Below are 21,842 nucleotides of genomic sequence, written 5' to 3' on the forward strand. Positions count from 1 at the left end.
AACGATCGAAGACACCTGGCGACACATCGGCTCGCTCGTCGCAACCATCCAACCCGGCGAATGCAGCAATTACTTCGCAAACGCCGGCTACGCTTCCGTCAAAACATGAAACGCTCTAGTGGAGAAATACATGAAGTAGTTCAAAGTACTTCAACGACCTTTACGCTTCTGATGAGATGCGCAGCGTCGTGGGGGGAATGCAGGGAAAGTGGGGCGCACCCGGGCGAATGCCTTGCGCTAACGTTGAAGCCGGTCAGTGACTTAGATCGGTTACCGGAATCAAAATGCGATCGCCTTGAATCACCTTTGCAGGAGGCTTACTCAAGCTCCGAACGATCACCGCCAAAGGATTCAAACGACTCGCGAATTATCCCACGTGAGGCGGTATTGCCGGCGGGCGGTCTAACGTGCGCTTGAGCCTTTGCCGACAGCTTTAGTCTAGCGAGATAAGCTTAACAAAAGGCTGCCTCGCTTGTTTCCGAAGCCCGTCATGGCGTCGCGGCTCGCCTTGCGGCCATGCAGCCGTCGCATGGCGTCGCTATTCTTGGGCAACAATCCACTGTGCGGGTTCCGTTCAAGCCGGAATCGCTGCAATCTACGGTCGGATTCGTGTGGGCTCGGTGCATTCCCCGATGGTTGCCTGTCGGTTCGAAAGTCCGACATTCATTTGCCATTCAGCCTCGTTCGGTTATTGCTTCTGCCATGATGCTTCCCAAGTCGAAAGTGCGTTCATGTCTTCACCAGTGATCATAGCCGCGCTTGCTGCAGGCCTTGCGGGCTTCAGCCCGCCTGCGATCAGCGTGCCGTCGGATATTGTCGTTCGTGTGGCCGGCGATTGCAGCGCTGCCGCTGCACAGGTCGTTGCCGACACCGGCGGCGAACTGCTGTCGGCGCAGCCGACGTCCGATGGTCAGTGCGTGATCACTGTGCTCGTTCCTGGCAATGGCGGGAGACCGAAAAAGGTGACCGTCAAGGTACCGATGTAAGCTATCCCTATGGCGCCGCGCGTCTTGACCAGACGGGCAAGGGTTGCTGTAGCGCTTTGAATGGCTGCATGTTTTATCCTGACATGGGCTAGGATCTAACGAATATGCAGCAGGGATGGCCGCGAGAGGAAGAAAAGACGAATGCGCATTCTGATTGTCGAGGACGACGCCAACTTGAACCGGCAGCTCGCCGAGGTGCTGAAGGAGGCCGGCTATGTCGTCGACCAGGCCTATGATGGCGAGGAAGGGCACTATCTCGGCGATGCCGAGCCCTATGACGCCGTGATCCTCGACATCGGCCTGCCGGCGATGGACGGCATCACCGTTCTCGAAAAATGGCGTGGCGACGGCAAGACCATGCCAGTGCTGATCCTGACAGCACGCGACCGCTGGAGCGACAAGGTCGCTGGCATCGATGCGGGTGCCGACGATTATGTTGCCAAGCCTTTCCACGTCGAAGAAGTTTTGGCCCGCATCCGCGCCCTGATCCGGCGCGCCGCCGGCCACGCGAGCTCGGAAATCGTCTGCGGACCTGTGCGCCTGGATACCAAGGGGTCCAAGGCGACCGTCGACGGCGTGGCGCTGAAGCTCACCTCGCACGAGTTCCGGCTTCTGTCCTATCTCATGCATCACATGGGTCAGGTCGTTTCACGCACCGAGCTGGTCGAGCATATGTACGACCAGGATTTCGATCGCGATTCCAACACGATCGAGGTGTTCATCGGCCGGCTGCGCAAGAAGATCGGCAATGACCTGATCGAAACGGTGCGCGGTCTCGGGTACCGAATGCAAGCGCCGGGCAATGGCAATTAGATCGCTCACAGCCCGCGTATTGGCGGTTTCCACCGTCTGGGCGGTCGTCGCCCTGGTCGTGATCGGCGTGGTCATTTCCGAGCTTTACCGCCAGGGCTCCGAGCGCGGTTTCAAGGATCTGCTGCGGGCGCAACTTTTCAACGTCGTCAACTCGATCTCCGTCAACGAGAAGACGGTGCTGTCAGGCAGTCCTCAGCTTGGCGACCTTCGCTTCTCGCAGCCGCAGACCGGCTGGTACTGGATCGTCGATCCGATTGGCGAGTTCGACACGCCACCCCTGATCTCGACCTCGCTCGGCAACGGAAAGCTGCCGATTGCCAGCGTCGACGAGGTGCCCTTCGATACCGGCTATGTCCGGTTCTACACCACCAAGGATCCATTCGATAACGAGGTCGAAGTCTCCGAAACCGAGGTCGTGCTCGATATCCAGGGGCACACGGCGCGGTTTCGTGTGGCCGGCAACCGCGACGTGTTGGAAGCCGACATCAACCGCTTTACCCGCAACCTCACGATTGCGCTCTCGATTTTCGGTCTCGGCGGCCTTGGAGTGAACGCGTTGACGATCCTCTTCGGCCTGAGGCCGCTCGACGAGGTGCGCCGTTCGCTGGAGAAGATCCGCGCCGGCGAGAGCGAACGCCTCGACGGTGCCTTTCCGCGCGAGATCCAGCCGCTTGCCAACGAGGTCAACGCCCTGATCGACAGCAACCGTCGTATCATCGAGCGTGCCCGCATGCAGGTCGGTAATCTCGCGCATTCGCTTAAGACGCCGATCGCCGTGCTGCTCAACGAAGCCCGAGTTCTGGAGGCATCGCACGGCGAGCTGGTACGCACCCAGGTTGATGCCATGCAGACGCAGGTTCAATCCTATCTCAGCCGCGCGCGCATAGCAGCGCAGCGGGAATCGGTCTTGGCAAGGACGGAGGCCCAGCCGGCGCTGGAGCGCCTTGTCCGCGTCATGCGCAAGCTCAATCCGGAAAAGCAGGTTCATCTCTCCATCAACCCGCCGGGATTGGTTCTTGCCATGGAGCTGCAGGATGTCGAGGAGACCGTCGGCAACCTGCTTGAAAATGCCGCCCGCCACGCCCGTGGCGAAGTGTGGCTGAACGTCCGGCCAGCGCCGAACGAGGTTCATGCCAAGGAGCCCGGCCGGCAATGGATCGTGCTTGATGTCGATGACGACGGTCCGGGGCTTAATCCCGACCAGATTGCGCTGGCGATGAAGCGCGGCAAACGGCTCGACGAAAGCAAGCCCGGGACCGGGCTTGGGCTCTCGATCGTCAGCGAGATCGTGCGCGAGTATCAAGGCAGCCTCACCCTGTCGCGACGGGACGAAGGAGGCTTGCGCGCGGAACTCGTTTTGCCGGCCGCTGTTTAGGTCGGGATGAGGAAAGCGGACCCAAAATTATCGTGATTTAGGTGTCACACCCATGCTTGAAAATGTCACACGGGCAGGGGCCCGCCGTTGCCTCGGCAGGCGGGGGATGCCAAAAGAAAATCAAAGACAAGTCGTCATTTGGCCCGAATGGAACGGGCTCGGGAATGCGGCTTCGGATAGGATGGTTGAGTGTCGCGGATCATGAGGAACCAGGCAGAAATGACACGGGCTTTTGTTGCCGGCGGCAGGATCGCGGTGATCGCGTCGGCCGTCGCCCTTGCCGGATGCGGCACGACGGGCAGCAAGGGCGCCGTTGCAAGCCTCGGTTCGACGGCCACGCGCGGTGCCTCGTCGACGGCCTATATCGCAGCACTCCAGGGCGGCGTGATCGGGCGCCTCGCTGATCTCGACATCGGCACCTCCGATCGCCAGCGGGCTCTGGAGGCAGAGTACCGCGCGCTCGAAGCAGCTCCCGGTGGTCAGCCGGTGACGTGGGACGGACGCGGCGTCAGCGGTTCCGTCGTCGCTGCTGCTCCCTATCAGGTCGGGTCGCAAAACTGCCGCCAGTACAGCCACACCGTGACCGTCAAGGGGCAACCAAAGACGGCCCGAGGTGCGGCCTGCCGCAATTCGGACGGCAGTTGGACGCCGCTCTGACCTGAGCGTGGTCTTTCGGGGCGTCTGAGGCGCGTCGTTACGGCTCAAGTAGCCGTTGCGGCGAAACGCCTCAAATCTCCGTCATGACGGGTTTTCGAGTTGGAATGGCATGGGGGCCATAGTATTGAGCGTCCATGTTGTTCTGGATCCTCGTTGCCATCCTGACGGCGGCTGTCGCCGCCGTGCTTATCCTCCCGCTGCTGCGGGCAGGGGAAGTTCCATCGTCTCCTCACAGCCACGACGTCGAGGTCTATCGCGATCAGCTCGACGAGCTCAAGCGTGACCAGGACAGTGGCCTAATCGGCAGCGACGACGCCGAGCTCGCGCGCGCTGAAGTGGCGCGCCGGCTGTTGGCGGCGGGAGAGAGCGACCGCAACGTCGCGCCGGCCGGTTCGCCACGGCGCGGCGTCAACCGCGTGGCTCAGGTCTTCGTGCTGCTCTGTCTTCCCGCCGTCGGGCTCTGTCTTTACTTGCTGACGGGGAGCCCGGGCGTGCCGGCGCAACCGCTCGCAGCCAGGCTTGCCGATCCCAATACCGACATCAACATCCTGATCGCCAAGGCCGAAAACCATCTGGCCGTGAAACCGGATGACGGCGCCGGCTGGGATCTGCTCGCACCGATCTACATGCGCACCGGTCGCGTAGAGGATGCGGTCGATGCCTATGACCGCGCGATCCGCCTGCTTGGGCCGACACCGGCACGCCTTGGCGGATATGCCGAGGCGCTGGTCGTGCAGTCCGACGGGCTTGTCACGACGAAGGCACAGGAGGCGCTTCGGCAGGCACTGTCGCTCGATCCCAATGATCCACGCTCGGAATTCTACCTTGCGCTTGGGCTCAAGCAGGAGGGCAAGAAGGCGGAGGCGCTGACGGCGTTCAACAGGCTGGCCGCAACATCTCCCGCGGACGCGCCCTGGCTGCCGCTGGTCAAGCAGCACGTCGCCGAACTGACGGGTGGCGGCGCCGGCAGCGGTGCAGCGCCCGGCAATCCCAGTGCCGAGGATGTCGCAGCCGCAGACAGCATGAGCGCTGGCGACCGCCAGGAAATGATCCGCGGCATGGTCGAAAGCCTGGAAAGCCGGCTGAAGGAAAACCCTGACAACCTCGAAGGCTGGGCGCGCCTGATCCGTTCCCATGTTGTCCTCGATCAACGAGACAAGGCCGCAGCGGCGCTAAAGGAAGGTCTGAAGGCGTTCCCGGCCAACGGCGATGGCGGCAAGCAGTTGTTGGCGCTTGCGCATGAACTGGGGATTGCGACCGACGGAGTGACGCAATGACGCGCAAACAGAAAAGACTGGCGATCATCGGCGGCGGTGTCGGTTTCCTCGTTCTGGCGGCTTTCCTTGTCATGTTCGCCTTCAGCCAGGCGATCGCCTATTTCTACGTGCCGAGCGATCTGGCTAAAGCGGATGTCCCCCCGGGGACCCGCATCCGCCTTGGCGGTGTGGTCGAGGCCGGTTCGGTCAAGCGCGGCGACGGCAAGACCGTCACTTTCACCGTGACCGATACGCTGAGCGGCGTGCCGGTCACCTATACCGGCATTCTGCCTGATCTCTTCCGGGAAGGGCAGGGCGTGGTGACCGAAGGGACCTTCGTCGCCGGGAGCTCGGTCTTCGTGGCCGATTCAGTGCTCGCCAAGCATGATGAGACCTATATGCCCAAGGATGTCGCCGATCGCTTGAAAGCCCAGGGCGTCGAGCTCAGCGGGAAGGAAACCATTCGATGATCATCGAGCTCGGACACTATGCGCTGGTTCTGGCGCTGGCGACGGCGGTCATCCAGGCGGCCTTGCCGATCCTCGGTGCGCGGCTGAACGATCGCGGGCTGATGGAACTGGCGTCGAGCGCTGCAGTCGCCTGCTTCCTGCTTGTCGCCTTCGCCTTTGCCGTCCTCACCTTCGCCTATGTGACCTCGGACTTTTCGGTGCGCAACGTCTGGGAAAATTCCCATTCGCTGAAGCCGCTGATTTACAAGATCTCCGGCGTCTGGGGAAACCATGAAGGCTCGATGCTGCTCTGGCTGCTGATCCTCACGTTCTTCTCGGCGCTGGTCGCCGCCTTCGGGCGCAACCTGCCGGAGACGCTGAAAGCGAACGTGCTCGCGGTCCAGGCCTGGATCGCTTCGGCCTTTGCCCTTTTCATTCTCCTGACGTCGAACCCGTTTGCGCGCCTCATCCCGGCGCCCGGCGAAGGCAAGGACCTGAACCCGATCCTCCAGGATGTCGGTCTCGCCATCCATCCGCCGCTGCTTTACCTCGGCTATGTCGGCTTCTCCGTCTGCTTCTCCTTTGCGATTGCCGCTTTGATCGAGGGCCGGATCGATGCCGCCTGGGCGCGCTGGGTGCGCCCGTGGACGCTTGCCGCCTGGACGTTTCTTACTGCCGGCATTTCCATGGGCTCCTACTGGGCCTACTACGAACTCGGCTGGGGCGGCTGGTGGTTCTGGGATCCGGTCGAAAACGCCTCCTTCATGCCCTGGCTTGCCGGCACTGCGCTCCTGCATTCGGCGCTCGTCATGGAGAAGCGCGAGGCGCTGAAGATCTGGACGGTGCTTCTGGCGATCATGACCTTCTCGCTGTCGCTGCTCGGCACATTCCTGGTGCGCTCCGGTGTGCTGACCTCCGTCCATGCCTTCGCCACCGACCCGACCCGTGGCGTCTTTATTCTCGCCATCCTCGTCTTCTTCATCGGTGGCGCTTTCTTCCTGTTTGCCCTGCGTGCCTCGCATCTGAAGGCCGGTGGCATCTTCGCGCCGATTTCGCGTGAAGGCGCGCTGGTCTTCAACAACCTCATTTTAACGACGGCGACCGTGACGGTGCTCACCGGCACGCTCTATCCGCTGGTGCTGGAGGCACTGACCGGCGACAAGATTTCTGTCGGCCCGCCCTTCTTCAACATGACCTTCGGGCTGTTGATGCTGCCGCTGCTGTTTGCGGTGCCGTTCGGCCCCTTGCTGGCGTGGAAGCGCGGCGACCTCGCCGGCGTTTCGCAGCGCCTCTTCGCCGCGGTCGCAATCGGCCTGCTCTTCGGGACCGCCTACTACTACTTCATGAATGGTGGTCCGGTTCTGGCGCTCTTCGGCATTGCCCTTGGCGTCTACCTGATTGGCGGTTCGCTGACGGACCTGGCGCTGCGCTCCGGTCTCGGCAAGGTCGCGGGCAATGTCGCCTGGAAACGCTTTTCCGGCCTGCCGCGCTCGGCCTTCGGCACGGCGCTGGCGCATATCGGCCTTGGCGTCACCCTGATCGGCGTCGTCGCCGTCACGGCCTTCGAGACCGAAACCGTGGTCGAGATGAAACCGGGCATGACGGTCGAGGCCGGTGGCTACACCCTGCGCTTCGATGGCATGCGCAATGGCAGCGGGCCGAATTATTCCGAGGAGTCCGGGCACTTCACCATCAGCCGCGGCGGCGTTGCGATTGACGAGGTGTGGTCCTCGAAGCGCCTCTACCAGGCGCGCCGCATGCCGACGACCGAGGCCGGTATCCGCACCTTCGGCTTGAGCCAGCTCTATGTCTCGCTCGGCGATCAGATCAGCGAAGGCGGCATCGTCGTTCGCATCTGGTGGAAGCCGATGATTTTGTCCATCTGGGGCGGAACCCTGTTCATGATGGCGGGTGGCTTCGTGTCTCTGAGCGACCGCCGCCTGCGCGTCGGCGCGCCGGCCAGGGCCAAGCGGCCGAAGACGGTGCCCGTGGGAGCTGCCGAATGATCCGTCTGTTGCTGGCACTTCTGCTGTTCGTCTTGCCGATTGGCCCGGCCTTCGCGGTCAATCCCGACGAGGTGCTCGCCGATCCGGCACTCGAAGCGCGCGCGCGGGCGATCTCGGCCGAACTGCGCTGTATGGTCTGCCAGAACCAGTCGATCGACGATTCCAACGCCGAGCTCGCCAAGGATCTGCGCGTTCTGGTGCGCGAGCGGCTTGCCAATGGCGACAGCGACGAAGCGGTCATCGACTACGTCGTGTCGCGCTACGGCGAGTTCGTGCTGCTGAAGCCGCGTTTCGAGACGAAGACCTTGATCCTGTGGGGCATGCCTGCGGCATTGTTGCTCGTCGGGGCGATCACCCTCATCGTGGCTGCCCGCCGCCGCGCTGGCCAGACGAAGGGAACGCCGCTTACCGAAGATGAAAAGGAAAAGCTGAAGAAACTGCTTCAGCCCTGACGCCTCGCCTGCGGATCGGACGGCGAGCGCTGTGTCTGCTGCGCTGCGCTCAACCGCTACGCGTTAATATACTGAAATTGCTGGAAACTATCCGAAGCCGTAAACGAAGATCGTGCGGCAGGTTGCCTTTGCCGCCGGATTTGCAGGCGCCGCTCAGTGATCTCCCGAAACATTACCAAAAATTCATCTTCCGGACAGAACTCAGTAAGGTCCCATCCGTTACATCTTTCGTCATCGGCTGTTCCCGCCCAGAGCATCCCACTTTCGGTAGACTACGAAAATTGGCGAAGATGCTCCGGGATCAGGGAGCTACAGCGACCTTCACGCGTCAAAGACGCGTGGCGCTGTAGTCAGCCAGCCGAGCCCGTCCTTCCCTGAGGGCGGTCTCGCAACCAGGTTTCGGTGCCGTCTCGGGCGGCACCAAGGAAGAGAAAAGGCAAAACGGATGATTACGACCAAATCCCTGCGTCCCTCCCTCAAGACCGTTCTGAAAGCCTCGACGGTTGCCGGCCTTGCCGCCGTGATGCTGACCTCCGGTCTGCCGGCAAGCATTTCCCAGTCCTTTGCCGAAGCCGTTAAGGTGGAAGCGCCGTCGGTGCCGAGCTTTGCCAATGTTGTTGATGCGGTCTCGCCGGCCGTCGTCTCCGTCCGCGTCCAGTCGCGCGCCAATCCGGTCTCCGAGGACGGAAACGGCTTCACCTTCGACTTCGGCGGCCGCGGCCTGGACGAGCTGCCGGACGATCACCCGCTGAAGCGCTTCTTCAAGGAATTCGGCCCGCGCGATGGTGACCGTGCCGAACGCGGCCCTGGTCGCCGTGGTCCGCATGGCGAAGGCCGCCTGCGTCCGACCTCGCAAGGGTCCGGCTTCTTCATCTCCGAGGACGGCTACCTCGTCACCAACAACCATGTCGTTTCCGACGGCTCGGCCTTCACCGTTATCCTCAATGATGGCACCGAACTCGATGCCAAGCTGATCGGCAAGGACAGCCGTACCGATCTCGCCGTGCTCAAGGTCGATGACAAGCGCAAGTTCACCTATGTCGCCTGGGCGGATGACGCCAAGGTGCGCGTTGGTGACTGGGTGGTCGCTGTCGGCAACCCGTTCGGTCTCGGCGGTACGGTGACCTCGGGTATCATCTCTGCCCGTGGTCGCGACATCGGCTCCGGCCCCTATGACGACTACCTGCAGGTTGACGCCGCCGTGAACCGCGGCAATTCGGGTGGTCCGACCTTCAACCTCTCCGGCGAAGTGGTTGGCATCAATACCGCGATCTTCTCGCCGTCGGGCGGCAATGTCGGCATCGCCTTTGCCATTCCCGCGGCCGTTGCCAAGGACGTGGTTGCCGACCTGATCAAGGATGGCTCGGTTTCCCGTGGCTGGCTGGGCGTCCAGATCCAGCCGGTGACCAAGGACATCGCCGAATCGCTCGGCCTTGCGGAAGCAAGCGGCGCATTGGTCGTCGAGCCGCAGGCCGGCTCACCGGGTGAAAAGGCCGGCATCAAGAAGGGAGACGTGGTGACTGCGCTCAACGGCGACACCGTCAAGGATCCGCGTGACCTCGCTCGCAAGGTTGCTGCCATCCGCCCAGGCACGACCGTTGACCTCAGCCTGTGGCGCAACGGCAAGTCCGAAAGCGTCAAGCTGGAGATCGGCACCCTGCCGAAGGACGACAAGGAAGCAGCCAAGAGCCAGGACAACCAGTCCGAAGAATCGCAGCCTTCAAGCGAACAGGCATTGGCTGACCTCGGTGTCACCGTCGTTCCGTCCGACGACGGCAAGGGCGTCACCATCGCCTCGGTCGATGAGGACTCCGATGCCAGCGACCGTGGCCTGAAGGCGGGCGAGAAGATCGTCTCCGTCAATAATCAGGAAGTGAAGTCCGCCGACGATATCCTCAAGGTCATCAACGCCGCCAAGAAGGACGGCCGTAGCAAGGCGCTCTTCCAGATAGAGGCCGAGAACGGTAGCCGCTTCGTGGCCCTCCCGATCGATCAGGGCTGATCGCGGCAGTCAAATGAATGACCGGAGCGCCGCGATTTCCTGGTGATTTCGCGGCGCTCTCCGTTTGAAGCACTCGCCAATCCGGTAGTTGGGCCGGCGGTTGGGCCGGTTGTCGAAAGTCGAAACCGGTTGAGACAGACAGGGGTCCGGGACTATGGTCGCGCGTATGAAGATTCTTATCATTGAAGACGATCTGGAGGCGGCAGCCTATCTGGCGAAGGCCTTCCGTGAGGCGGGCATCGTCTCCGATCACGCCAGCGACGGCGAGAGCGGATTGTTCATGGCCAGCGAGAACAGCTACGACGTCCTGGTGATCGACCGCATGCTACCGCGTCGCGACGGCCTGTCCGTCATCACCGAACTCAGGCGCAAGGATATCCACACGCCAGTGCTGATCCTGTCAGCGCTCGGGCAGGTCGATGACCGGGTCACGGGCCTGCGCGCCGGTGGCGACGACTACCTGCCGAAACCCTACGCTTTCAACGAACTTCTGGCGCGCGTCGAAGTCCTCGGCCGCCGCAAGGGCACGCCCGAGCAGGACATGGTCTACCGTGTTGGAGACTTAGAGCTTGACCGCCTGTCGCATTCGGTGCGGCGGCAGGGGAAGGAAATTCCCCTGCAGCCGCGCGAGTTTCGCCTGCTGGAATATCTCATGAAGAATGCCGGCCAGGTCGTCACCCGCACCATGCTGCTCGAAAACGTCTGGGATTATCACTTCGATCCGCAGACCAATGTCATCGACGTGCACGTGTCGCGGCTGCGCTCGAAGATCGAAAAGGACTTCGAGGTGCCGCTGCTGCGCACCGTTCGCGGCGCCGGTTACATGATCAAGGATGACCGGGCGACCGCATGAGCAAGCTTCGCGTTCTCTTCAGAACGACTGCGGTCCGGCTTTCCGCCCTCTACCTCATCCTTTTTTCGCTCTGTGCGGCCTTCCTGGTCTTCTACGTCACCGGCATGTCGGAGCGGTTGCTGCAGCAGCAGACCCGCGATGCGATTACCGCCGAGGTGACGCAGATCGAGCAGGTCTATAACCGCGCCGGCATGAACGGTCTGCTGCGCTCGCTCGAGCGCCGCGCCCGCCAACCGGGCGCCAACCTCTATGTTATCGCTGGGCCGAGCGGTGAGATCCTCGCCGGCAACGTCGCCAGCCTCGAGCCGGGGCTGCTCGACAGTGAAGGCTGGACCGAACGCCCCTTCGCCTATCAGCGCTATACGGATGAGACGAAGAAGGACAGCCATGTGGCGCTCGCCCATGTGCTGGTCCTCGACAACGGTCTGCGCATCCTCGTCGGTCGCGACCTGCAGGAGCCGCAGAAGTTCCGCGCCCTGGTGCGTCAGGCGTTGATGGTTGCGCTTGGCGTCATGGGGCTTGGTGCGCTCGTCATCTGGTTCGGCATCGGTCGCAATGCGCTGAAACGCATCGACCGCATGTCGGAGGCGAGCACCAAGATCATGGCGGGCGATCTCTCCCAGCGCTTGCCGATGAGCGGCTCCGGTGACGAATTCGATCGGCTGTCGGAATCCCTGAATGCCATGCTCGGGCGCATCGAGAAACTGGACGAAGGGTTGCGGCAGGTCTCGGACAACATAGCCCACGACCTGAAGACGCCGCTGACACGGCTGCGCAACAAGGCCGAAGCAGCACTTGCCCGCAAGGGCACCAGCCAGCGTGGCGCGCTTGAGGAAATCATCGGCGAATCCGATCAACTGATCCGGACCTTCAATGCGCTCCTGATGATTTCGCGCGTGGAGGCCGGCTCCTCGGCTGCCGAGATGAGCGACATCGACCTTTCGCGGATCGTTGCCGATTGCGTCGAGCTTTACGAGCCGGTCGCAGAAGATGCTGGCCTGAAGCTTGAAGCCGAGGTGGCCGAGAACATCACGATCTCGGGCAACCGCGAACTGGTCGGCCAGGCGCTTGGCAACCTCATCGACAACGCCATCAAATATGCGGACGGCTCGGACAACCCGTTGATCAAGGTCTGCCTCGAAAGGCGCGACGGCCACGTGCTGCTTTCCGTGGCCGATCATGGGGCGGGCATTCCGGGAGCAATGCGCGACGAGGTGATCAAGCGCTTCGTCCGTCTGGACGAAAGTCGCTCCAAGCCGGGAACGGGCCTCGGCCTATCGCTGGTCGAAGCGGTCATGGAAATGCATCACGGCTCGCTGCGCCTGGCTGATACCGTTCCGGCAGGCAGCGACGGCGGCAAAGGGTTGACGGTACAGATGGTTTTCCCAGTGGCCGCAACCTGATAGACCAGTTCCCGGAGAACGAGGGCGGCAAGAGGGGAAGGTGGGCGGTCTTTCCGTCCGCACCCGCCCTGGCTGAAGGGAGAAGGCATGCAGGAGAAGGTGCAGCAGTGCTGGGAGATCGAGACGGCGCCGATCCGTCCGGCAACCCAGGCCGATGCCAAGGCGGCGCTTTCGGTGCTGAAGGACATGGCCAAGGGCCACGACGGGGTCGCAAAACTCCTTGCCTCCGAAGCCCCGTTCAAGACCTTCGTCGTTTCCGCCTTTGCGCTGTCGCCCTTCCTTCGCGATACCGGCGGCAGCCAGCCCGCCATTCTCGAAGAACTGCTGTCCACGGATTTGCTGACCTTCCTGACCGAGCGGGTGCAGCGTGCCCGCGACGCCTGGAAACCGAACGGCTCAGGCGGCGCTTTGCCGGACACGGAAATCATGACACGGCTGAGGAAAGCCAAGCGCGAGCTCGCCTTCGCGGTGGCGCTCGCCGATCTCTCTCGCCATTTTGACGGACGTGAAACCACGCGCTGGCTCAGTGAATTTGCCGGTGCCGCGGTCTCGGCGACCATCGATCATCTGCTGCTCAGCGCCCATGAGAGCGGCAAGCTGGTTGTCAAGGACGTTGCCTGCCCAAGCGTCGGTTCGGGCGTTCTCGTGCTCGGCATGGGCAAGCTCGGCGCCTTCGAGCTCAATTACTCCTCCGATATCGACCTCGTCGTCTTCTACGATCCGCAGTCCGGCATCATCGTCGACCGCGACGATGCCTCGGAAACCTTCGGTCGCCTGCTGCGCCGCCTGATCCGCATCCTGCAGGAACGAACCGGCGACGGCTATGTCTTCCGCACCGACCTCAGGCTGCGACCCGATCCGGGCTCCACGCCGCTTGCCATCCCGGTCGAGGCAGCGATGCTCTACTACGAAGGCCGCGGGCAGAATTGGGAACGGGCCGCCTTCATCAAGGCGCGGCCCGTGGCGGGCGATATCGAGGCCGGCGAGCGGTTCCTCAGGGAGCTGGTCCCCTTCGTGTTCCGCAAGTATCTCGACTATGCGGCGATCGCCGACATTCATTCGATCAAGCGCCAGATCCACGCCCACAAGGGGCACGGCGAGATCGCGGTCAAGGGACACAACATCAAGCTCGGCCGCGGCGGCATCCGCGAGATCGAATTCTTCGTACAGACGCAGCAGTTGATTGCCGGTGGCCGCATGCCGGAGCTTCGCCAGCGCGCGACCGAACCAATGCTGCGGGCTCTGGTCAAGGCCGGCTGGATCGATGAGGAGACGGCCGATGAACTCGTCGAGGCCTATTGGTTCCTGCGTGATGTCGAGCACCGCATCCAGATGGTGCGCGACGAGCAGACCCATGTGCTGCCCGAGACCGAGGCGGAACTGAAGCGCATCGCCTATATGCTCGGCTTCGAGGATACGGCTTCCTTCTCCAAGGGCCTGTCACGTGTCCTGAAAACGGTCGAACGCCGCTACGCCCAGCTCTTCGAGCAGGAGGCAAAGCTCTCAACCGAGACAGGGAACCTCGTCTTCACCGGTCAGCGCGACGATCCTGATACGCTGGAGACGCTGAAGAAGCTCGGCTTCCAGCGGCCGTCGGATATCGCGCATACCATCCGCACCTGGCACTATGGCCGCTACCGGGCGACGCAATCGGTCGAAGCGCGTGAACGGTTGACCGAGTTGACGCCGGAACTGCTACGCGTCTTCGGCGAGAGCCGCCGCGCCGATGAAGCGCTCTTGCGCTTCGACAATTTCATTTCCGGCCTGCCGGCGGGCATCCAGCTTTTTTCGCTGCTCGGCAACAATCCCGGCCTCCTGTCGCTGATCGTCAACGTCATGTCGTCGGCCCCAAGGCTCGCCGAAATCATTGCCGCGCGTCCGCATGTCTTCGATGGCATGCTCGATCCGGGTTTGCTTGCCGAACTGCCGACAAGGGAATACCTCGCGCCGCGTATCACCAACTTCGTCGGTGGTGCGCGCCATTATGAGGACGTACTCGATCGCTTGCGCATCATCGCCGCCGAGCAGCGCTTTCTGATCGGCATCCGGCTGTTGACCGGCGCCATCTCGGGTGCCCAGGCCGGCCGCGCCTTTACCGATCTCGCCGACCTGATCATTGCGGCGGCGGTCAAGGCGGTACAGGACGAAGTGCGCTCCGCACATGGTGATTTTCCCGGCGGCCGTATCGCCGTCGTCGGCATGGGCAAGCTCGGCAGTCACGAACTGACCGCCGGGTCCGACGTCGATCTGATCCTGCTCTATGACTACGACGAGACGGCAACTGAATCCGATGGCGCCAAGCCGCTCGATCCGACGCGCTACTTCACCAGGGTGACGCAGCGCCTGATTGCCGCACTTTCGGCGCCGACGGCCGAAGGGGTGCTCTATGAGGTCGACATGCGGCTTCGTCCGTCGGGCAACAAGGGACCGGTCGCGACCAGGATCAACGCATTTGCCAAGTATCAGCGCGAGGAGGCCTGGACCTGGGAGCATCTGGCGCTGACGCGGGCGCGCTGCCTCTGTGGTGACGACAAGCTGATCGATGAGGCCAATGCGATCTTTGCGGAGATCCTCGGCCGCAAGCGCGAGGTTGCCAAGATCAGCGCTGACGTTATCTCGATGCGCGAGATGATCGACAGCGAGAAGCCGCCGAGCGACATTTGGGATTTCAAGCTCATTCCCGGCGGCCTGGTCGATATCGAGTTCATCACGCAGTTTCTGGCGCTTGTTGCGCCGGCGAAGGGTGTTGCGCCGCTCCCGGCGGGCACCAATACCGCCGATGCCTTGAAGCTGTTGGGCAACGCCTTGATGAACCCGAACGATCTCGATGTCGCTCTGGAGGCGCTGCACCTCTTTACCGAGCTGTCGCAGATCGTGCGGCTATGCATCGAAGGCGAGTTCGAACCGAAGGAGGCACCGGCCGGGCTCATCGATCTCGTCTGCCGGGCCGGGGACTATCCGGACCTGAAGACCTTGGAGGGGGACATTCGCCGGCTGTCGAAGGCCGTGCGCCGCGTCTTCCAATCGGTGGTTTCGGGATAAGCGTCCTTTGCCGACGCGTCAGGACCGGTCGGGGATTCGCACCGAGATGATGGTGCCAACGTTTTCCGTCGAGTGAATCTTCATGCTGCCGCCGTGCAGCCGGGTGAGTGAGCGCGATATGGCAAGTCCGAGGCCCGATCCGCCCTTGCTCTTGGCATATTGGCTTTGCACCTGCTCGAAGGGTTGGCCGATCTTTTGAAGCGCGTCGCGCGGTATGCCGATGCCGGAATCGGCAATCGTCAGCGTCACGGCGCCGGTGACCTTTCGCGCTCTCAGCGAAATACGCCCGCCATTGTTGGTGAACTTGACTGCGTTTGAAAGCAGGTTGAGCAGCACCTGCTTCATCGCGCGCCGATCGGCGACCATGGTGAGGCCCGACGAGATCTGTTGCACGACGTGGATGTTCTTCTGCTCCGCCGGGATCGTCGTGAAGCGCAGTGTCTCTTCGATCAGCGGCGCAAGATCGATCGTCTCGCGGCTGATGCGCATGTGCCCCGCCTCGATCTTCGACATGTCGAGGATGTCGTTGATGACGTTCAGGAGGTGCTTGCCGCTCTCGTGGATGTCACGCGAATACTCGTTGTACTTCTCCGAACCGAGCGGCCCGAACATCTGGTTCTGCAGGATTTCCGAAAAGCCGAGAATGGCGTTGAGCGGGGTTCTAAGCTCATGCGACATGTTTGCCAGGAACTCCGACTTGGCGCGGTTGGCCGCTTCGGCGCGGTCCTTTTCCGCCTGATAGTTGGAGTTGGCGACCGAAAGTTCGGTCTTTTGCCGCTCCAGCGTCATGCGCGAGGCCGAGAGGTCGCCGATCGTCGCCATCAGCCGCCGCTCGGATTCACGCAAGCGCACCTGATGACGCTTCAGGAGCGTGATATCGGTGCCGACAGAGACGAGGCCGCCGTCACGCGTGCGCCGCTCGTTGATCTGCAGCCAGCGTTCGTCGGCAAGCTGGACCTCGCTCGTCTGCGATTGGTTGCTGTGATCTGGATCGGCGATCCGCCGTTCGACCACGGGCCGCGCCGCGGCCGTTTGAACCGCGGTCCGCTCCGTTCCGGGAACGAGGACATGATCGGGAAGCTTGTAGGCTTCCTGGAAGTGGGTGTTGCACATGACGAGACGGTCGTGCTTGTCCCAGAGCACGAAAGCTTCCGAGGTGCATTCGATCGCATCGGCGAGCCGCTGGTCCGCTTCGGCGTAACGCTGGGCAAGTCGGTGCTGCTCGGTGACGTCCATGGCAATGCCGATCAGATGCGCCCGGCCAGAGGCGGTGCGGATGATTTCTGCGCGCGCACGCAGCCACACGTAGTGGCCGTCCGCATGGCGCATGCGGAAAACCTGGTCGATCTGGCGCGCGTCGCCACGCGCGATTGTGCGCGCAACGCTGTAGATTCCGTGATCATCAGGATGCATCAGCCGCGCGGCGTCGCCGAAGGAGAGCACGCTGCTTTCGCCCGGCATTCCGAGCATCTCATACATTGATCGCGACCAGAACAGCCGGCGGTTGGCGAGGTCGAAGTCCCACAGGCCGCAGCGGCCGCGCGAAAGCGCGGTCTCAACCCGCAGGTTGGATTCGGCAAAGACCGAATCGGCATCGCGGGCCCGCTTGGCCTGAATGTAGTAGGCGTAGAGCACCATCAGCAGGATGGCCGAGATGCCGGCAAAGAGCGTCACATTGAGCGAGACTTCGTCGCGCCAGGTCGTTTCGAGTGCTGCGACCGGGGTTGCGGCCAAGACCACTCCGGCGGCATCCGGCAATTGCGCCAGCGCCACGATATGGTCGACGCCGCCGATCGGCGTCTTCATGATGCTGGAATGTTCGCCGAAATACTGCAGCGTCGCGATGTCGGGCGCGGCCGCGGCAAGCGTCCGGCCAATGAGCGGGCCGCCCCCATCGGTGCTGGCGAAGATCCGCCCATCCTTGCGAACCGCAAGGATGAACGTGCCTGGATCGAGCAACCCGGTCGGCAGATACTGGCTGAAGCGCTGCTCGGTCTCCGGGCGGCGACCTTCGTCAAACAGGGCCGCGCCATCTGTCTGGAAGGCGGCAACCGCGGTTGCGGCTGCAAGCCCGACGGTCTGGCGCGAGCTTTCTTCCATACGGGCATGCTCGTCCATGATGCTGGACATGCGCGAGACCGCAACGATGATCAGGAAAGCGATAATCAGGATAGGGATGGAGCGTTTCAGAACGGGCTCGGCGTTTGCCAGGCGCTGCGACGCCGGCTCGGCAAAGATCTTCGCCTGCGAGATAAACTCCTGCTCCAGGCCCGCAAGGCCCGGAAGCTTGAGTCGCAACCGCCCGTCGGCTGCGCTCGCTTGTCGCGCGTCCGCCATCTTTCCCAATCCGAAACCCTCTGATGATTCGGCGCGCCGCTCGCCCGAATCTGCCTCAATGAATCACAGGGCGATTCGCCTTGTCCAGAGGCGCCGGTAAAGATTTCTTAACCATTTCTTATCGTTGGAAAATAATAGGCCGGGTCGATCACGCGGCCCGGCCCACAGAAAAATCAAGGAGTTGAGCTGTCAGGCTTTAAGCATGCGTTCAACGATGTCGCCGACATCGGCTGAAAGCTTCGATGCGGCCGCAATCTCCTTCAAGGCCTTGCGGGCGTGCCCGGCGCGCTTGTCCTCAAGCGAGCGCCAGGAGCGCATCGCGGTGAGGATGCGGGCAGCAAGTTGCGGATTGCGCGGATCGATGTCGAGGATCTGGCGGGCCAGGAACCGATACCCCTCGCCATCGGCCCGGTTGAAGCCGGTCGGGTTGGCGAAGGCATAGGTGCCCACCAGCGAGCGCACGCGGTTCGGATTATTGCCATTGAATAGCGGCTCGGCCATCAGCGCCTTGACACGGTCAAGGGTTGCGGCGCCGGGGATCGTCGCCTGAACGGCGAACCACTTGTCGATGACAAGCGCGTTGTCGGCGAAACGCTTGCGGAAGGTTGCGAGCGCCTCTGCGGTTTCAGTGGCATCCGGGAACCGGTGTGCAAGCAGCGCCAGCGCATGGCTTAGGTCGGTCATGTTGTTGGCGGCTGCAAACGCCTTCGCCGCACGCTCCGGTCCTTCGTCCGCCTGGACCAGATAGGTCAGCGCGCTGTTGCGCAGCGCCCGACGGCCGGCGCTTGCAGCGTCCGGGCTGAAGGCGCTGGCGGAAATCAGTTCGTCGGCGAGCCGCGAGAACGTGCTGCGGCCGGCGGCAGCGACCGCCGTCAGGATCTGCTGGCGGGCCGCATGGATGGCGTCCGGATCGTTGTTGGTGCCGATTTCGCGGGCGATATCGGACTCGCTCGGAAGGGCGAGCGCCTGTGAGCGGAAGGCGGGCTCCAGCGATGCATCGGCGGCAGCGCGGATCAGGCCGTCGACGAGCGCCTGATCGCAGGTGACCGGCTTGCCGGCGCGGACATTCGCCGTCGCCTCGACCAGATTGGTAAGCGCAATGGCATTGAGCGCCTGCCAGCGGGCAAAGAGGTCGCTTTCATGATGCGCAATCAGCGCCAAGTCGTCGGCGCTCTGCTCGATATGCAGATTGATCGGTGCAGAGAAGCCGCGGTTGAACGACGGCACCGGGCGCGACGGAATGCCTGAGAACACGACCGTCTGTTTGCGCTCGGTCAGGTGCAGCACGTCGGCGGTCATGTCTGCGCCGGAGACAGCCGAAAGGTCGGCTTCACCGCCGCCTTCCAGCAGCAGGCCCATCTTCAGCGGAATGTGCATCGCCTCTTTGGCGCCCTGGCCGGGTGTCGGCGGCACGGTCTGTTCAAGCGACAGGGTGAAGGTCTGCTTGGCGGAGTCATAGGCGCCGGACGCGGTAACCAGCGGCGTTCCGGCCTGGTGATACCAGAGGGCGAACTGCCTGAGATCGCGTCCGCTGGCCTCTTCGAAGCAGGCGACAAAATCCTCGATCGTCACGGCCTGGCCGTCGTGGCGGTCGAAATAGAGGTCCATGCCCTTCTTGAACAGGTCGCGGCCAAGGATGGTCGCGATCATGCGGGTGACTTCCGAGCCCTTTTCGTAGACGGTCGTCGTGTAAAAATTGTTGATTTCCCGGTACTTTGTCGGCCGCACCGGATGGGCGAGGGGACCGGCATCCTCGGGAAACTGTTCTGACTTCAGATGCCGCACCTCGGCGATCCGCTTGACGGCGCGCGAGCGCATATCGGCCGAGAATTCGTGATCGCGATAGACCGTCAGGCCTTCCTTGAGGCAGAGCTGAAACCAGTCGCGGCAGGTGATGCGGTTGCCTGTCCAGTTGTGGAAGTACTCGTGTGCGATGATCGCTTCGATATTGGCGTAGTCGGCGTCCGTTGCCGTTTCCGGGTCGGCCAGTACATACTTGTCGTTGAAGATGTTGAGGCCCTTGTTCTCCATCGCGCCCATGTTGAAGTCGGAGACGGCGACGATCATGAAGATGTCGAGATCGTACTCGCGGCCAAAGACCTCTTCGTCCCACTTCATCGAACGCTTGAGCGCATCCATGGCGTAGGAGGCGCGCGCTTCCTTGCCGTGTTCGACGTAGATCTTGAGCGCCACGTCGCGGCCCGACATCGTCGTGAACGTGTCCTCGACGACGCCGAGGTCACCGGCAACGAGCGCAAAGAGATAGCTGGGCTTCGGGTGCGGATCGAACCAGGCGGCAAAATGTCGACCGTCGCCCATGTCGGCGCCGCCGAGGTAGTTGCCGTTGGAGAGCAGCAGCGGTGCGGACGCCTTGTCGGCGATGATGTTGACCGTGTAGACGGCAAGTACATCCGGGCGATCGGGGAAGTAAGTGATGCGGCGGAAACCTTCGGCCTCGCACTGGGTGCTATAGACGCCGTTGGTGCGGTAGAGCCCCATCAACTGCGTGTTGGTTTCCGGCGAAAGCAGCGTGGTGATGGTGATTTCAAACGGGGCGGTCTCTGGAAGGCCGCGGATCGTCAGCGTGTCGTCAGCGAGATCGTAGAGCGACGTCGCGAGTTCTTCCTGGTCGAGCAGAAGGCCCGTCATCTTCAGTTCGTCACCGTCGAGCAGCAGCGGCGCTGACGTGTCGACCCCTTCGCGGCGATGGAAGATCAACCGTGCTTCGACCTTGGTTTCCTTCGGGTCGAGCTCGAAGGTAAGATCCACTCTCTCCAGAACGAAGTCGGTCGGCCGGTAGTCTTCCAGATGAATGATCTGGCCAGTATTTGTCCGCATGGTCAGTCCCGCTTGCGCCGTTCTACTGGAGAATTTGTAGTGGGCGCCTGTGAAGGTGAAAAGGCCAAGGGGCGAAAAAGCCGGATAATGCCACACGATTGTGATGCCGGCGACCGCACTTCCGGCAGAAAAAGACATGGCGTCCGATGTTCTTCCCGCTCCCTTATCGGATCGATGTGTATCGAAGTGGGACTAACAAGACATGAATTGGAAAGGTTTTTTTCGGGTTGGCTAAAGAAGAGCGGACGGTCACTTAGTCGAGCATCGATCGATCAAGAAAAAACGTCGTTCATCACGAAGTTTGATCCGACATTCTTGCCAAGCGTCGCTAAGGTGAGGGCAATCCTGCGGTGGTTCTCACCGCCGAAAAATCCCCAAGCCAGTCGTCGCGCCTGCCATTGGCCGGTCGAGGCTGTTTGAAAAGTGCCCTCAATGGATGCGGAAGTCGAAAGCCCGATGAAGGGGATCCTGCTCAAGGTCCTTTCCGTCGTCATTTTCGTTTGCATGTCGACGCTGATCAAGGCGGCCGGAAGCGAGATCGCGACGGGCCAGATCACTTTCTATCGCTCGGCCTTCGCGATGGTGCCGATTCTCGGCTATCTCGCCTTCCGCGGACAATTGCGCGATGCCTTCAAGACCAAGGATCTCACCGGTCATATCGCGCGCGGCTTTGTCGGTATCCTGGCAATGAGCTTCGGCTTTTACGGGCTCGTGCATCTGCCACTTCCCGAAGCGATCGCGATTGGCTACGCCATGCCGCTGATCGCCGTTGTCTTTGCAGCGGTTTTCCTCAGTGAGACTGTGCGGCTTTATCGCTGGTCGGCGGTCGTCGTCGGACTGGTTGGAGTGATGATCATCACGTGGCCGCGCCTGACGCTGTTTCGCGAGGGCGGTTTCGGTTCGCTCGAGGCGTTGGGTGCCGCCGCAGTGCTGGTCTCCGCCGCGCTCGGGGCCGTGGCGATGGTGCTGGTGCGCAAGCTCGTCAAGAACGAGCGAACCCATACGATCGTGCTCTATTTCTCGCTGTCGGCCTCGGTCTTCTCTCTGGCGACGCTGCCCTTCGGCTGGCCGTCGATCTCCCGCGAGGCCTTCCTGCTTCTGATGGTCGCGGGCTTCTGCGGCGGTGTCGCGCAGATCCTGCTGACCGAAAGCTACCGCCACGCCGACATGTCGACAATCGCGCCCTTCGAATACACCTCGATCGTGCTTGGCCTGATCATCGGCTACGTCCTTTTTGACGATATCCCGACGGCAACGATGCTGATCGGCACCGCAATCGTGGTCGGCGCAGGCATCTTCATCATCTTCCGGGAACATCGCCTCGGCCTCGAGCGCAAGGGCGCGCGCAAGCACATGACGCCGCAGGGTTGACC

The 21,842-nt window shown here is 62.4% G+C and carries 15 protein-coding genes and 1 pseudogene; 14 read left to right on the top strand and 2 right to left on the bottom strand.

Features of this window, described 5'->3' with window-relative positions:
* From BBX50_RS30070 to BBX50_RS23605, 13 genes and pseudogenes are all read left to right on the top strand, one after another.
* Positions 1–109: pseudogene (locus BBX50_RS30070) on the top strand (IS630 family transposase); the annotation flags it as partial.
* 622 nt (positions 110–731) lie between these two features.
* Positions 732–986 carry a hypothetical protein gene (locus BBX50_RS23550; RefSeq protein ID WP_043620079.1) on the top strand — a complete coding sequence of 85 codons (255 nt, stop codon included), beginning with the start codon at positions 732–734 and terminating at the stop codon, positions 984–986.
* Between the two features lie 141 nt (positions 987–1,127).
* Positions 1,128–1,799, top strand: a complete 672-nt coding sequence (feuP, locus tag BBX50_RS23555; protein WP_065777745.1) for a two-component system response regulator FeuP — start codon at positions 1,128–1,130, stop codon at positions 1,797–1,799.
* Positions 1,789–3,174 (top strand): HAMP domain-containing sensor histidine kinase, encoded by a 1,386-nt coding sequence (locus BBX50_RS23560; RefSeq protein ID WP_065777746.1) that lies wholly within the window; start codon positions 1,789–1,791, stop codon positions 3,172–3,174. Before feuP ends, BBX50_RS23560 begins: the two co-directional genes overlap by 11 nt.
* Before the next feature lie 219 nt (positions 3,175–3,393).
* Entirely contained in the window at positions 3,394–3,831 is a 438-nt protein-coding gene (locus BBX50_RS23565; protein ID WP_065777747.1) for a hypothetical protein, read from the top strand.
* A 134-nt stretch (positions 3,832–3,965) separates the two neighbouring features.
* Positions 3,966–5,108, top strand: coding sequence for a c-type cytochrome biogenesis protein CcmI (gene ccmI / locus BBX50_RS23570; protein ID WP_065777748.1), 1,143 nt, complete (start codon positions 3,966–3,968; stop codon positions 5,106–5,108).
* Positions 5,105–5,557 carry a cytochrome c maturation protein CcmE gene (gene ccmE / locus BBX50_RS23575; RefSeq protein ID WP_065777749.1) on the top strand — a complete coding sequence of 151 codons (453 nt, stop codon included), beginning with the start codon at positions 5,105–5,107 and terminating at the stop codon, positions 5,555–5,557. The genes ccmI and ccmE overlap by 4 nt, the downstream gene beginning before the upstream one ends.
* Positions 5,554–7,542, top strand: a complete 1,989-nt coding sequence (locus tag BBX50_RS23580; protein WP_065777750.1) for a heme lyase CcmF/NrfE family subunit — start codon at positions 5,554–5,556, stop codon at positions 7,540–7,542. Before ccmE ends, BBX50_RS23580 begins: the two co-directional genes overlap by 4 nt.
* Positions 7,539–7,994 carry a cytochrome c-type biogenesis protein gene (locus tag BBX50_RS23585; protein WP_065777751.1) on the top strand — a complete coding sequence of 152 codons (456 nt, stop codon included), beginning with the start codon at positions 7,539–7,541 and terminating at the stop codon, positions 7,992–7,994. The genes BBX50_RS23580 and BBX50_RS23585 overlap by 4 nt, the downstream gene beginning before the upstream one ends.
* Before the next feature lie 445 nt (positions 7,995–8,439).
* Complete coding sequence (locus BBX50_RS23590) at positions 8,440–9,996, top strand: Do family serine endopeptidase (protein WP_065777752.1); 1,557 nt, start codon at positions 8,440–8,442, stop codon at positions 9,994–9,996.
* 154 nt (positions 9,997–10,150) lie between these two features.
* The gene (locus BBX50_RS23595) at positions 10,151–10,849 is read left to right on the top strand and encodes a response regulator transcription factor (protein WP_065777753.1); all 699 of its coding nucleotides are present in this window, start codon (positions 10,151–10,153) and stop codon (positions 10,847–10,849) included.
* Positions 10,846–12,252 (top strand): ATP-binding protein, encoded by a 1,407-nt coding sequence (locus BBX50_RS23600; protein ID WP_065777754.1) that lies wholly within the window; start codon positions 10,846–10,848, stop codon positions 12,250–12,252. The genes BBX50_RS23595 and BBX50_RS23600 overlap by 4 nt, the downstream gene beginning before the upstream one ends.
* Positions 12,253–12,339: 87 nt before the next feature.
* On the top strand, positions 12,340–15,294 hold the full coding sequence (locus tag BBX50_RS23605) for a bifunctional [glutamine synthetase] adenylyltransferase/[glutamine synthetase]-adenylyl-L-tyrosine phosphorylase (RefSeq protein WP_065777755.1): 2,955 nt from the start codon (positions 12,340–12,342) through the stop codon (positions 15,292–15,294).
* Positions 15,295–15,312: 18 nt separating this feature from the next.
* On the opposite strand, the gene BBX50_RS23610 is transcribed toward BBX50_RS23605, so the two are convergent.
* Positions 15,313–17,640 carry an ATP-binding protein gene (locus tag BBX50_RS23610; RefSeq protein ID WP_065777756.1) on the bottom strand — a complete coding sequence of 776 codons (2,328 nt, stop codon included), beginning with the start codon at positions 17,638–17,640 and terminating at the stop codon, positions 15,313–15,315.
* A 180-nt stretch (positions 17,641–17,820) separates the two neighbouring features.
* Positions 17,821–20,469 carry an aminopeptidase N gene (gene pepN, locus BBX50_RS23615; RefSeq protein WP_065777761.1) on the bottom strand — a complete coding sequence of 883 codons (2,649 nt, stop codon included), beginning with the start codon at positions 20,467–20,469 and terminating at the stop codon, positions 17,821–17,823.
* Between the two features lie 432 nt (positions 20,470–20,901).
* On the opposite strand from pepN, the gene BBX50_RS23620 reads away from it, so the two are divergent.
* Positions 20,902–21,840, top strand: coding sequence for a DMT family transporter (locus BBX50_RS23620; RefSeq protein WP_065777757.1), 939 nt, complete (start codon positions 20,902–20,904; stop codon positions 21,838–21,840).
* Positions 21,841–21,842: the final 2 nt, after the last annotated feature.

Source organism: Ensifer sp. LC11 (assembly GCF_001695835.1).
Classification (GTDB): domain Bacteria; phylum Pseudomonadota; class Alphaproteobacteria; order Rhizobiales; family Rhizobiaceae; genus Ensifer.